Raw genomic sequence first — 13,639 nt, forward strand, 5'->3', positions numbered from 1 at the left:
GATTTACTCCTTCACAGCATGGAGACTTTTCTCCAGCAGTTCCTTCAACGTGCTAACCGATGTTCCGAATCCATCAAGTTTGGTCTCCGTGAGGTTCAACACAAAGGTTTGTCCGTCACCACCGTACACAGCGTTCAGTTTTTTTGCTTTCTCGACAAGTCTCTCCGCAGACTTCTTGGTAAACGATTCATCCTTGCCCACACGAAGAGCCGTTTCAAAGGCGTTGGCAAGGTTGCGCGGCGCAGTGTTGCGACGCACCGACACAGCCACAAACTCCGACGGATTATGCGCCGCAAAGGTGTTTTGTTTGCCGGTTGGCTCTGCGATCACAAAGCCTTCAAGAAATGCCTTCAATCCTCTTTCCGAAAGTTCTGCGTCGCCTTGAAGATTGTCTTTTAATTTTTCCCAATCAACCACCGCATAGCGATAAAAGCAGGCCGAATTGAATTCCACCGTTCCCATCATGTCAGCGCCAGCCGTGTCTTCTGGTTTCAGATCGTCCACAGCCGTATAGAAATCGAACTCCCGTTCGACCGCATGGGTCGAAATCGCGTGGGCAACCTGACATGCGGCGTGCTGATTCTTTTCAGGCATATCCGCCAGCATGCGCCCAAAAAGCGCCACATCCACGGCTTTACCGCCGTTGAAGATGGAGTCTATGCGGTCATGAACTTCCTTCGGCGCACTGCCAGCAGCCGCCTTTTTCCCTTTCCCTTTGGTCTTTCCACCAGCTTCTATCGCCTCAGGAACAATCTGATCCCAAAACTGATGAATCGCGTCGGCCAAAGCTGTTATTTCTTTCTGACCAAGAAAGAGCAGGTATTGAGTCTTTCCCCCTTCAGTAGCTTTGAGTTTGACGTATGACAAGGCGATTTCCGCCTTGGCCAACGTTTCGTCCTTTGCGCGCTTATCACCCAGCAGATCGGCAATGGCCTGATACACCCGCTTGGTTCGCACCGCGAGTTCATCGGGACTAAAAAACCCCTCGCTTTTCTTTTCACCGAAATAGCTGCGCACTGCCCGCTTGAGGCACTGGCTAGAAACCCGCGCACGGCGGGTACCGCCGAACCAAGCATCCTTGGGAGCACCAGTGTCGTCGCGATTCAGATTCGAGGGGGCGAAATGTTGCAGGGCATGGATCTCGATCAAGGTCTTCATGCGGTTTTCTCCTCTTGGATAGTGGGTTCTGTTTCCATGTCATCTTGTATGTTTCGGTAAAAATCTTGCGCCCACGCGTTCTGAGTGCGCTTTCTATCGTCATTCCAATACACAAGACCTGTCAGAAGGGCCTCGAAGTCTATGGGCTGATCTTTGAGCAGAGCAACCATCTGACGCAGATGGTGAGGCAATTGATCATTATCGGAATCAAGCAACGTGATGAACCGGCGTTCGGTGCTGGTGGAGCCAGTTGCCGCCCAATGAGCCGCACATGCCTTTCCAATAGTCATCGGGGTACCGAGACCGCCTTCCCGCCAGTGGGCTGCCCAAAGACCAGCTACGAGGTAAAGCATTTCCCTCCGCCAGGAATTATTCTCACCCTTCAAGAACGGCTCGACATAGGGATAAGCAGGTACGAAGGCTCCCGGATCAAACGCCAGGCTACGTCGCAACACCGCCCTGACCTTGGTATCTTTCTTGTTGAGGCCTTCCAGCCACTCAATGAATCCACTCATGTCCCCTCCATCGCCGGTGTGAGTTTGAGGATTTCCTCGTCGAGTTCTTTCAGCTTCGCCCGTACAGGCCCTTCGGCTTTTACCAGCGCTCTGATGGCCCAGGCATCGCCCATGGAGACTGAGGCGCGATGCTGTTCCCATGCTTTTCCCAGAGTATCCCGTACTGATTTGAGCCACTGAGAGTGGATGCCTTCAGAGTCATAGTCGGGAGTGTATTCGCTCAGGATGTGGTGAAAGGCGGACTCAAGATTGGACCAATAGATATGAGTTGGAGCGGCGGCATCAGCCATTGTGCTTATCTGTGCTCTCTCCTCTTTTCTTAAACTTGTGCTCTTCTCTCTGTGGCCACGAATTAAAATGAAGCGGTAGAAGTTCCATAGGGCAGAACGCAATACACTTTCAGTTTCTTCTGTCGCAACAAGAATCGACCGAATGGAGGACCTGACATCCACCTCCCTGGACAACGCTCGAGGCAATACAAATAGTGTGCTGCGCCAGAAATCCACCTTTGCCTGACCACTTTTGGTCTTTTGTCCACACACATAAACTCCAATTGGCCATCTATCTTTTTCAGATCGGCAGAGTGAGATGGCATTCTCGATCACTAGTGGGGTTTTGCTGTTCCCTCCTGGCAAGACCGAATCAAAATCTCGCCAGAAATCTCTATTCTCGCGAAATTTGAGAGGCACGAGTCCCAGTGATTGATTTTCCTGATAGGAAAGCATCGGATCAGTGAACGTAGTGCCATCGGTTCTACTCACCCCTGACGCAAATCCTAGGCGCCGAATTGCGCCACATCCTTCATCCTGTAGAGCTATTGTGCGAGAACGCCATGTATACAGATCAGCATATCCACAAATCGTTCTGCGCAGCCCGCGCCTGAGGGCTTCTACAGCTTCTGGCTTCCTTTCCCATAACGCCGAATCACCCTGGCTAATGTGCTTGGCCTGCGGCTTGAGACATAAGCACAAGGTTTCGTGAAGAGTTGCCCCTAGCACAATGAAGAAAACCGCTCTGGCGGAAGGTGCGTCTAAAGGCTGAACAAATTCGCTCTTTGCAACTGCCAGGTCAAATGTTTGCGCCGCAAGCAGCCAACGTGCAGCAGCGGAAAATGCAATAGGGCCGGGACTCTCAACATCCAGGTGATCAAATAGAACCTTTGCATTATCTGCGTTATGCTCTGCAGCAAGTTTTGACCAAGCTTTCCATTCTTTTGGGTGAAACCCTGGAATTTGTCCGAACGGATATTCTTCATCAAATAGCCAGAACCGATCCCGCCACTTGTTCAGATAGGCCGTGATCTGCTCATTTGGTAGCCCATCCCTGAACAACTTCTTGGCTTGGTCAATGTCAGTAGGCCCCTCCAGCGCACGGTACAGGACGGCAAGCAAGAATCGGTGCAGGCCAGCCACAACCAGCGGGGACGGGTCTTCGATAGCCGTGATCTCCTTGGCCCGCATTAGAGTGTCCTGAATACCCAATTCCCCACGGGTCCCGTCGAGGAATCGAACCGGAATCCACTTCTCATCAATCAGGCTGAATCGGCTCATTCGCTCTCCTTTGCCTCATACACCAATCCCAAGTCTTCATCGAGTCGCACGGTGGCATCTTCTGTCCACCGTCCATCCACGTTCAGCCGCAGTGGAAAACAGTTGCGCAGGAGCGACGACTCTTTCCAACCTTCTGGCACTCCCAACTTTCGGAGTTGCTGGACTACCCCCTTGCGCGAAAGACTCACAGCTCGCAGAAACCACGCTTTGCACTGTACGAAGTCCGGCGTCGTCTCAGAGCCGAAACCGTCTTCCGACCACAATGGAATAGCGACGACCGAGTCTTCGCCAAGTCTGGTCTGGGCCATGAGGGTTCGATGCACGCCCGGTTCGTCCTCGTCGTAGAGCACGTATTTCGCTGGATCATTCCAAGATGCGTCGTCAGGCAACCCCATGATGGCCATGTTCGCTTGCTGACGCTGAGCTATGGCTTCTCCTTCTGCACGCACAGCTTTGTTCATTCGCTCATCAAGAAACTCTGGAATTGTTGTCTGTTCTTCGTAGACACTTTGCACCAAGGTATCGATCTCATCCGGCAGCCTCAAGTCCCGTTTCGCCTGCAAAAGACACCAGGTTCGCAAGAGAACATCTTCCCGGTACACCTTGCCCCACCAAAGAGGTTTTCCGAATGATGGCGGTTCGTCTCCGGCTAATCCCGCGACCAGAAGGATCGGTTCGGAAACAGGCCTGGACGTTCGCGCATGTCGCCACAAGCGCCCCGCGCGTTGGAGCACGAGGTCGATAGGCGCGAGGTCGGTTGCGATCAGATCGAAGTCCAGATCCAGACTTTGTTCCACTACTTGGGTCGCGATGAGGATTTTTCGGCCAGTTCGATTACCCCCTTCTCCAAAGGTCTCTAACGCCTCCTCCTCGCGTTTCTGTCGCCTGTCTGCTGGGAAACGTGCGTGAAAGAGAAAAATTTCCGTTCCATCGGAGAGCCGCTTGCCAAGACGCATGCCTTCGCGCTCCAGAGACTCGCCATCAGGGAAAAGCCGGTACAGCTCCTGCGCACGCTGCACCGTATTGACCAGCGCCAACCCCATTCCGCCACGGGTAAGATGCTCCTCTAACGCAGTGCGCAGACCAGACAAGTCCGGTGAAATTGCTTGTAGCCGGACAGTCTGACGACGCGCAGGATCGGCCTCGAAATGTTTCTGGTATACCTTCTCACCGGGACAGAAGATGGAAAGGCGTGGGTATGGCTTCTCCGGTTCCGGCAAGTGAGAACCAACTACACCTGCCAACTTGCGACGAATCGACGGAGACAGGGTCGCGGAAAGAAGTACCACCGATGAGCCCAACGCTAAAAGCCAGCGAAGTAGGTGAACCAAAAGCGTACCCGTGTAGGCATCGTAGGCGTGGATCTCGTCGAAGACCACCACTCGATTCGCAAGACCCCACAGTCGCACAAAGTTGTGTCGCACCGGCAGAATGGGCAGCAGAGCCTGATCTATCGTGCCGACGCCATATTCTGAGAGCAGCGCCCGCTTTTTATTGGAAAACCATTCTCCCGCGCGAACCTCGCCGCCCGCTTTGGAGTCGTGTATGCCAGACACTTTCAGGCCCTGGAAGGTATCGTTCAACAACGCTCCGCCATGCAGTAGCTGTAAGTCGAGTGGTCGATTTGTTCCTTGGCTCCGCAGAAATTCGAGCGTTCGCGTAAACATGGCATTGCCCGTGGCCTTGGTCGGCAAGGCTATGTATAAACCGCGATGCCCAAAACGTCGCTGAAGTTCCAAATGTGCAAAAAAAGCCGCCTCGGTCTTGCCTTCACCCATGGGAGCTTCCAGCAGTAGGATGGCTGGCATCTTCAAATCAGCCAACGCATCAGCTACCGCCTGCTGTAAGGGTCGTGGAGCGAATTCAAACACTTCCTCGAAAGACTTTGCCTCCGTGCTGAGCGGAGTTCTGGGTTCCCACCTAAGGCTATCTAGAGCCTGATTGGCTCTGATGCGGCGCTTTTGAAACCAATCATGAAGATCATCGCAATCTTCAGCGGTTCCAAAAGGAAACCAATCCTCGTTGGAGCCGATCCAGTCGGCAAAGCTTGTGAGGCCCGACAGCAACATGAAATCGGGGCCAGTAAGAGTCTGCTTCGTGGGAGTCATGGTGGGATTGAGAACCGCCAGGAGTAGTTCCACGAGACCGCGGCGCGCCTCAGTCCATTCGTCTTTCCCCAACGCACGCCTATCGCCCATCAGACGATCAAGGATGCTTGGGGAAGCCCTCTCTCCATGATGACACCCCACCGCATCGGCCACTAGTTCCGCCAATTCTTCCGGCCAGCTATTCTTCTGTAAAATCTCCGACAGGGCAATCTGGCTTACAAAGGCATGGTTGATCTCTGTATTTGGACTCCGTCCAGCAGCCATGCCGGACAGATTCTTCCACTTGCATTGAAACCCGGGACAGGCCTTTCCCAAGTCATGGCAAGCGACCACGAGCAAAAGCCACGCGCGGGCATCCTCCCACGTCATTCCCAGAATTGCCGCCATCCTCTCGCGCGTTGACTCCGGTTCTCGCTCCAGGATGGCTCCCGCACTGGCAGCCACATCCAACATGTGGAGAATAAGAGGATGCCACCGACCATCAACGCCCTTGGAAGTTTTCGCCCAATGGTTTGTCAGTGTTTTGTTCATCACCTAGCCATTGGGATCAAATGATTCTGCATTGTGAGGATGCGCCCTATAAATCAACTGCTATGCGTTACCGTGTCTTTTGCCTTCCGCTCCCTCCATCCAACGGCGCAAAGGGCACGTTGGGGTTATACTTGTTCGCCGGGTTCAGCGGATTGTCCGGATGATATTGGTTCACCGGATTGAACGGATTATTCGGGTTGTATCTGTTGACCGGGTTTTCGGGATTGTCCGGATCGTAACGGTTGACGGGATTGAACGCGCTGTTGGGGTCGTAGGCATTGGCCGGATTGCGCGGGTTGTCCGGTTGATACTGCATGGCCGGGTTGAAGATGTTGTAGTCTCGCTCGTATCGTTGATCGAAGCCCATCTCGGCATTGCTCGGCGTGGTCCACAGACACAACATCGTCGCAAGCAGCATGCTGTATTTCATGATTGCCTCCTTGTCGGCAGATTCATCGTACCGTCCCTATGATACTGGACGACTGTGACATCGAAGGTCCTTATGGAGACATGCAACTTCGCCGCAATACTCGCTCCCTTTCGATACCTCGACCAGATCGCGGGTGACATTCTGGGTCAATCCAGAAAGAAGGTGCTCTGGTCTATTTGGTCTGTTGTGTTGGTTGAACGGGCCAACCCAGATAGACCAGACGAACCAGACAGACCCGTTTACACAGGTCCTGTCACAGGGCCTCGAACATTTTCCTGGCTTCCTGCTTGACCGCCGTGCGCAATGAGTCCGGCCCGACCACCTTCACTCCGCTGCCGAAACTGAGCACCCACCCCACCACTTCACGGCTGTTCGCTACGGCAAGCGTCATCTGCATGCGCCCTTTCGATAATCGTTTGAGCTGCTGACTGGGATGCCAGATACGATCTTTGACCCAGGCGGCTGTCGGCTTATCGAATTCCAGCTCTACGGTCATGCGAGGCCCGCGCATGACGGTGAGGGAGTCCTCGATAAATGCATCGAAGTCGAAATGGAGAGGTATCTGGTAGGGCAAGTCGGTCGGCGTCACGGACTTGATGCGCTCCACCGCGAACATGCGCGGCTCGTTGCGCAGATGGCAGTAGCCGACGAGATAGAGCCCGCCCGAAGCGTACCAGAGTCGGTACGGATCGACCTCTCGGCGCGTCATCCGGCCACGGGACGCGGAGTCGTACCGCATTTGGATGCGCATCTTGTGCACGATGGCCTGCGTAATCCGCTCAACCACCTCACGATGATGCCGATAGCGTTTATGCGGGCCGAGTCCGACCGAAAAGGTGTGTTCGAGTTGCTGCGCCAGCTCCAATCCCTGTGGGGTCAATGCCGCTGAAGCTTTGCCCAGTGCCGATTGCAGCGAGGTGTGAAGCTCCGTCCCTTCCAACGGCGCAATGAGGCGTCGGCTGACCGTCAAGGCCATGAGTTCGGTGGGAGAGAGGCGAAGCGCCGGGATGTTGCGGAACCCTTCAAGGAGTTTCCAGCGCACCTGACCGTCGACACGCTCTGTGACGAGAGGCCAGCCGGTCGCTTCAATGGCGGCAAGGTCTCGACGGAGTGTGCGCGGCTGGCGGGTTGAGCCAGGGTCCAGCGCCCGGGTCAATTGTTCGAGTGTCAATCCCTGCCGGGAGGCTTCAAGCTTATGCAGAATCACCAATTGGCGAACGGCTTGATCGTTTCGTGGCACCCAGCGCCTCTCAATGGTGATTTCCTAAGGGCGACAGAGGATACCTGCTTTGCCATGGTCACGCAAGGAACCCCAATTCTGGCTATGGAGAACAGGGCGAGAAGGGCGGGACGCGGGACAGGTCTCTCTGGTTGCGGGACAGATCCGCGCAGCAGATAGATTTCTAGCAGGATACGGAAAAACTCGGTTGACGCATTCCGTATGGTGTCGGTGGCTGAATAGTCTCAGGATGCGCACGAAGGCCGTTCAGCGAGCGAATACCGACGATTTGAACCATGAACGCGGAACGCTGAATGAACATCATTTCATCGATCATTGCTCACGTTCAGCGTTTCCTAGCGGACTTTTCCAGCATCTTGTGAGGCTATTCTCTGACTGGAACGGCTTGTGGGGTTGGCGGGGGTTCAGGGGTTGGAATTGTCACTGCAGTAGGAGCCATTACACCCTTCTTGAACGGCAGATCGAGCAATGAATAGGGATTCACACGGGCGCCGTTGAGCTTGACGCCCCAGTGGAGATGCGGGCCAGTGGCTCGGCCGGTCGCCCCGACTTTGCCGATGATTTGGCCCGCGGTGATCAGGTCACCATCTTTGACCAGGATCTCCGACAGGTGGAAGTACATCGAATAGAAACCCAGGCCATGATCGACGAAGACGCCTCTGCCGGAGAAAATATGATCGACGGTGATGCGGACGATTCCGTCGTTCGTGGCAACAACATCGGCCCCCATCGGTGCACCGATGTCTTCACCATTATGGGGATTCCTCGGCTGACCGTTCATAATGCGCACGCTGCCGAAAATCCCGGTGCGTTTGCCGTTCACCGGCTCCACGAAGTTGCTGTGCCAGAGTTTCAGCCGTGAGTTCTCCGCGAGCGCCTGCTTCACTTGTTCCTGCTCGGCTTTCCAACGGGCCACTGCCTTCTCGTCCAAATCGACCTTCTCTTTAGGCAGCTTCAGATGCTCGACGGCAAACTTTTCTTTGGCCACCAGCACGTTGAAACTCAGCTGCTTCGCCTGTTCGCCCTGTCTCACTTCAACCGCCAGTTCATAGGTCCCGGGATCGTCCTGCATGTCGATCCCGAGCAGCCCGACAAAGCCGGCCGGCTCTCCTGGCCTAAACTCCCGAAAAAATGGAATCGTCCGTTCAAGAAATCTGCCCTTCACTTCCGTCGCCTGCTCTTCGCCCTTCACCTTCACCACCAGCACCTGCCCCTGCTTGCCGCTGTATTGGCCGTCGAGGCCCTTCGGGGGAGGCGGCGTGTTCGGGAATAACTCGACGGGGAAAACGCTGCACAGCAACACGACCGCCATGATCAGCGTTCGGTCCAATCGTGAAATCCGTAACTGCGCCTGTTTGAACGCGGTCAGCATCATCGGTACAGCCGTAGCCCCCCCACCTGTGAGAGCAATTCGTCCACGCGCCGATTCACGGCGCTGAAGGGATCCATACAGAGGATCGTTTCTTCCCAGTAGCCATTGAGCTTCAGATAGGTCCAATCCACCGTATAGGAACGATTCTTTGCGCGGGCGAATCGGATGAAATCGCCACGCACCTTCGCCCTCGTGCTCTGCGGCGGAATCGACATGGCCCGTTGCACCGCGTCCTCCTCCACCACCCGTTCGATCAGCCCTTTCGACTCCATCAGATAATACAGGCCACGCGTCCGTTTGACATCATGATATTGGAGATCGAGCAGGAAGACGCGCGGGTCGTCCCAGCCGCAATCTTTCTTGTCGATATAGGATTGAATGAGATGCCGCTTGGTCACCCAATCGATTTCTCGCACCAGCTGCATCGGGTCCTCTTCGAGCTTATCGAGGACCATGGCCCATTTCTTCCACACATCGTCGAGGGCCGGATCGTGTTCTTGTTGAGCCAGATATTCCTGCGCGCGATCCAGGTAGACCCGTTGAACTTCCACGCCAGTCAGCTGGCGGCCATCGTCCAGCTTGACCTTCCGCTTTAACGTCGGATCGCGAGAAATCTCCCGAATGGCTTTCACTGGGTCCTCGAGTTCCATCCCCGTGACTCCGTACCCCTCTTCAATCATCGACAGGACCAACGCCGCCGTGCCAACCTTCAAATAGGTCACGAACTCCGACATGTTGGAGTCCCCGACGATGATATGGAGCCGCCGGTAGCGTTCTGCATCGGCATGCGGCTCGTCTCTGGTATTGATGATGCTGCGCGAGGAGGTCGTCGAGGAGGAAGTCTTCTCGTGAATATGTTGGGCCCGTTGCGAGATGAAGTACTGCGGCTTGCCGGACACTTTTAATACTTTTCCCGCTCCGCTATAAATCTGCCGCGTGACGAAGAAGGGAATGAGCTGCTCCGTGACTTTCCAGAAATCGACGTCGCGGCGCATCAAGAAGTTTTCGTGACAGCCGTAGGTATTCCCGAGGGAGTCCGTATTGTTCTTGAAAATGTAGATCTCGCCGGACAGGCCTTCTTCTCGTAAGCGTTCTTCGGCCGCAGGCAAGCAGGCTTCCAGAAGCCGCTCACCGGCTTTATCATGAATGACGAGGTCCCGGATGTTGTCGCACTCGGGGGTGGAATACTCAGGATGACAGCCGGTGTCTTGATAGAAGCGCGCCCCGTTCGCCAGAAACGCGTTGGAAGGCCAACTGTTCGGAATGAGGCCTTCAAAAATATAGCCCAGGACCTTCTCCATCGGAAGATAGACCCTCCCGTTTGGAGAAAAGATGAGACCATACTCATTCTCCAAACCGAAGATCCGTCGTCTCAGAGGACTTGGTTCCAGCATAGGCGTATGCACAGAATACCAGCAGGCCACGCCTTGTTCAACAGAAGCACACGATCCGCCGATGAGGTGAGACTAGCAGGCTGCGGGAAAACTATTGCGGCACGATAGAAATGAACAGGTCCGGCGTCTGGGGAATGGGAGAATACCAGACAGGATAGCCGAGCGAGACACGCGAGACTGGCGGGAAAGGTGAGACACTCGGAATCAGGGCTTGCTCGTCGCGCCTGTCGCGCTAGGCGTACCCGTCGCGCGCTTGAGAGCGCTGGCGGGCTTTTTCAGCATCCGGCTAAATAGAGAGGAGGGGTTTGGTATCGGCAGGCGACAACCGTCGAAACCGTCGGCCCTCGCGGGTGCGGTCGAGGACTGCGACTTCCAGCGATTCCAGCGAGAGCTTCTGGCTTCCAATCTGCTCAAGTGAAGCAATACAGAGCGACAGGGCCTCTCGTAGCTCAGGCGGTTGTGTAAGACCTTTCTCCTTTAACAGAGCCTGCACGGCCTCCGACTTGCCTCCGATGACCGCAAAGGTCCGCTCATCGATGATGCTCCCGTCGAAGGAAATGCGGTACATCTCGTTCGCATGGCCGTTATGCCCGACCTGCACCACCAGGATTTCCACCTCTAAAGGCTTCTGCTCCTGGCTGAAAATGGTGCCCAGGCTTTGCGAGTAGCCATTTGCCAGAGAGCGGGCCGTCACATCTTCACGGCTGTACATGAATCCCTTGAGGTCGGCATGTCTGATACCGGCTTTCCTGAGATTTTCAAACTCACTGTACTTCCCGGCCCCCGCAAAGGCGATGCTGTCGTAGATCTCGGAGATTTTATAGAGCGAGGCGCTGGGATTCTCCGCGACGAGAAGAATGCCATTCACATATTCGATGGCAATGATGGAACGGCCTTTGGCGATGCCTTTCTTGGCATACTCCGCCTTGTCCTGCATCATCTGCTCGGGCGAGACGTAATAGGGCATCGGCATGCTTAGTTCTCCTTGGAGCGGCGGGTCGCGATCAACCCGTCATAGATGCTGCGGATTTGCTGCTCTGGCACATCGGTAATGCCGCGCTCGTTCACAATTTTCGCCGTGGGGTAAATGCCCCGTACCAGATCGGGCCCCCCGGTGCCGACATCATCGTCAGCCGCATTGTACAGGGCCAGCAATGCTAACTTGAGTGCGTCGGGCTCAGCCAGGCCCCTGAGGAAATGTTCCCGCATCGTATTGCGTGCATCTTTCCCCCCCGACCCGATGGCATGATAATCCGACTCTTCGTACCGGCCGCCTGCGAGGTCGTACTTAAAGATGCGGCCTTCTGCGCGCTTCACGTCGTAGCCGACATAGAGCGGCATGACGACCAGCCCTTGAAAGACCATCGGCAGGTTGGCCTTGACCATCTGCCCGAGCTTGTTGGCCTTTCCCTCACAGGAGAGTTGCACCCCTTCGATTTTTTCGTAATGTTCCAGTTCGACCTGGAACAGCTTGGCCATTTCGATGCAGGGACCGGCTGCACCGGCGATCGCCATCGCGGAATAGTCGTCGATCTTGAAGACTTTCTCGATCCGGCGCTCGGCGATTTGAAACCCTTCCGTCGCCCGGCGGTCTCCGGCAATCACGACGCCCTGTTGATACTTGATCGCCAGCACTGTGGTGGCGTGAGGGACCGTCATCGGTCCGGCTCCTCGCATCGGTTCTGTCCCGGCCTGAGGCGACAGAAAACCGCTGCGGCCGGCCGGCGTCAGCGCGGGGTGGTGCTGGGTTAAAAAGTCGAAGAAACTCGGGTCGTCGTGGTTAGGAAGAAATGGCAATTTCATAATGTGAATCGCGGGTGATCCTTCTTCATCATGCCTTCAGTTTCGCCAGCAATTCGTCGACGGTGTCAACCTGATCGAGGAGGTCACTCGTCAATGATGCTGTCCCTCGAAGCGGGTCCATCAGCGGCACCCGTTTGACCTGCTTGTTGCCAACATCGAACAGCACCGACGTCCAGCTGGCTCCATAGACCGACTTCGTAAACTTGCTGACACAGCGTCCACGGAAATAGGCGCGTGTTCCCGGAGGCGGGGTGAACTCCGCTCGCGCAATCTCGGCTTCCTGCACGATACGCTCGATCAGATGACTGCGTTCAAGCGTAAAGTAGAGGCCCTTATCGGGGCGCACGTCGTGATACTGCAGATCCATGAGCCGAATGCGAGAATCGTCCCACCCACAGCCCTTGCGCTCCATGTAGGATTCCATCATCTGGCGCTTCGCCACCCAATCTAACTCGCGCACCAACAGCCGAGGATCCTGTTCGAGCTTATCCAACACGTCTTCCCAGCGAACGAGAATATCTTTCGTAACCTGTGAGAGGTCGTGACAGGCATAGTATCCCATGGCCGCCTTCAAATAGGCGCGTTGAATCGCCACCGCCGTCGTCGACAGCCCCCCCATGAGTCTAAGCGGCTCCTTCATCGTCAAATCGCGCGACACCTGCTTGATGCCTTGAACCGGGTCCTCCAACTCGATCTGGGGCACATCGGCACCGGCGTCCAGCAGATCCAACACAATGGACAACGTGCCGACCTTGAGATAGGTCGACAGTTCCGCCATGTTGGCATCTCCGACAATCACGTGCAGCCGCCGATACTTGGCATGCTCCGCATGCGGCTCATCGCGTGAATTCACGATGGGGCGCCGGACCATCGTATTGAGGTCGACGAGGCACTCGAAGAAATCCGCACGCTGCGAGATCTGATAATCCGCACGGCTGGTCTCATTCTCTGCGCCGACTTTCCCCGCCCCTGCGAAGATGGGCCTCGTGACAAAGAACGGCGCCAAAACCTTCACGATGCGCTCGAAAGGCACCGCACGCGACATGAGATAACTTTCGTGATAGCCGTAGCTGTTGCCCTTGCCGTCCGAGTTGTTCTTGTACAGCACACAATGATCCCGCCCGGTCGCGCGCGCCATCTGTTCCAGGCACTGAGCCAGGATGTGCGCACCGGCTCGTTCGAACGCCACGATCTCTCGCGGATTGGTGCATTCGGGCGTGGAGTATTCCGGATGGGCGCCGTCGACGTAGAGCCGGCCCCCATTCGCCAGCACCTTGTTCAGCTGACGATTGTACTCAGGATTAGGCCGCTCTGGTTCCCCTTCGACCTCGAAGCCGCGCGCATCGAGCAACGGGTTTTCATTTTCATAATCCCAGACCGCTAACGGAGCCGGCAGGCCAGGATAATGCCCGATGACGGCAATGGAGTTGGACACGGGGTCTGCGGCGGCTGGATCGCGCGATGCAATGCCGAACTCTGTTTCTGTTCCCAATACGCGGGGAGTCGTCAACGAGTTACATTCCTGCATAGGTGTGACG

The 13,639-nt window shown here is 55.6% G+C and carries 11 protein-coding genes; all 11 read right to left on the reverse strand.

Going from position 1 to position 13,639, the window contains the following annotated elements; all coding sequences use genetic code 11:
* Positions 1–3 precede the first annotated feature (3 nt).
* Positions 4–1,158, reverse strand: a complete 1,155-nt coding sequence (gene cas7e / locus Q7U76_18350; protein MDO8358344.1) for a type I-E CRISPR-associated protein Cas7/Cse4/CasC — start codon at positions 1,156–1,158, stop codon at positions 4–6.
* Positions 1,155–1,673, reverse strand: coding sequence for a type I-E CRISPR-associated protein Cse2/CasB (gene casB / locus Q7U76_18355; protein MDO8358345.1), 519 nt, complete (start codon positions 1,671–1,673; stop codon positions 1,155–1,157). The genes cas7e and casB overlap by 4 nt, the downstream gene beginning before the upstream one ends.
* Positions 1,670–3,223 carry a type I-E CRISPR-associated protein Cse1/CasA gene (gene casA / locus Q7U76_18360; protein MDO8358346.1) on the reverse strand — a complete coding sequence of 518 codons (1,554 nt, stop codon included), beginning with the start codon at positions 3,221–3,223 and terminating at the stop codon, positions 1,670–1,672. The genes casB and casA overlap by 4 nt, the downstream gene beginning before the upstream one ends.
* A complete protein-coding gene (gene cas3, locus Q7U76_18365; GenBank protein ID MDO8358347.1) occupies positions 3,220–5,862 on the reverse strand; it encodes a CRISPR-associated helicase Cas3' in 2,643 nt (880 codons plus the stop codon). Before cas3 ends, casA begins: the two co-directional genes overlap by 4 nt.
* Before the next feature lie 67 nt (positions 5,863–5,929).
* Entirely contained in the window at positions 5,930–6,292 is a 363-nt protein-coding gene (locus Q7U76_18370; GenBank protein MDO8358348.1) for a hypothetical protein, read from the reverse strand.
* A gap of 253 nt (positions 6,293–6,545) precedes the next feature.
* Positions 6,546–7,532, reverse strand: a complete 987-nt coding sequence (locus Q7U76_18375) for a WYL domain-containing protein (protein ID MDO8358349.1) — start codon at positions 7,530–7,532, stop codon at positions 6,546–6,548.
* 364 nt (positions 7,533–7,896) lie between these two features.
* Positions 7,897–8,907, reverse strand: a complete 1,011-nt coding sequence (locus Q7U76_18380) for a M23 family metallopeptidase (GenBank protein ID MDO8358350.1) — start codon at positions 8,905–8,907, stop codon at positions 7,897–7,899.
* Positions 8,904–10,280, reverse strand: a complete 1,377-nt coding sequence (gene pafA, locus Q7U76_18385) for a Pup--protein ligase (GenBank protein ID MDO8358351.1) — start codon at positions 10,278–10,280, stop codon at positions 8,904–8,906. Before pafA ends, Q7U76_18380 begins: the two co-directional genes overlap by 4 nt.
* A gap of 304 nt (positions 10,281–10,584) precedes the next feature.
* Positions 10,585–11,271, reverse strand: a complete 687-nt coding sequence (gene prcA, locus Q7U76_18390; protein MDO8358352.1) for a proteasome subunit alpha — start codon at positions 11,269–11,271, stop codon at positions 10,585–10,587.
* 2 nt (positions 11,272–11,273) lie between these two features.
* Entirely contained in the window at positions 11,274–12,101 is an 828-nt protein-coding gene (prcB, locus tag Q7U76_18395; GenBank protein ID MDO8358353.1) for a proteasome subunit beta, read from the reverse strand.
* A gap of 28 nt (positions 12,102–12,129) precedes the next feature.
* Entirely contained in the window at positions 12,130–13,629 is a 1,500-nt protein-coding gene (gene dop, locus Q7U76_18400) for a depupylase/deamidase Dop (GenBank protein MDO8358354.1), read from the reverse strand.
* Positions 13,630–13,639 lie beyond the last annotated feature (10 nt).

Source organism: Nitrospirota bacterium, from assembly GCA_030645475.1.
GTDB lineage: Bacteria > Nitrospirota > Nitrospiria > Nitrospirales > Nitrospiraceae > Palsa-1315.

Coding starts and splice junctions, on each gene's coding strand:
- cas7e (MDO8358344.1), bottom strand. CDS start 1,158: ATGAAGACCTTGATCGAGATCCATGCCCTGCAACATTTCGCCCCCTCG.
- casB (MDO8358345.1), bottom strand. CDS start 1,673: ATGAGTGGATTCATTGAGTGGCTGGAAGGCCTCAACAAGAAAGATACC.
- casA (MDO8358346.1), bottom strand. CDS start 3,223: ATGAGCCGATTCAGCCTGATTGATGAGAAGTGGATTCCGGTTCGATTC.
- cas3 (MDO8358347.1), bottom strand. CDS start 5,862: ATGAACAAAACACTGACAAACCATTGGGCGAAAACTTCCAAGGGCGTT.
- Q7U76_18370 (MDO8358348.1), bottom strand. CDS start 6,292: ATGAAATACAGCATGCTGCTTGCGACGATGTTGTGTCTGTGGACCACG.
- Q7U76_18380 (MDO8358350.1), bottom strand. CDS start 8,907: ATGATGCTGACCGCGTTCAAACAGGCGCAGTTACGGATTTCACGATTG.
- prcA (MDO8358352.1), bottom strand. CDS start 11,271: ATGCCGATGCCCTATTACGTCTCGCCCGAGCAGATGATGCAGGACAAG.
- prcB (MDO8358353.1), bottom strand. CDS start 12,101: ATGAAATTGCCATTTCTTCCTAACCACGACGACCCGAGTTTCTTCGAC.
- dop (MDO8358354.1), bottom strand. CDS start 13,629: ATGCAGGAATGTAACTCGTTGACGACTCCCCGCGTATTGGGAACAGAA.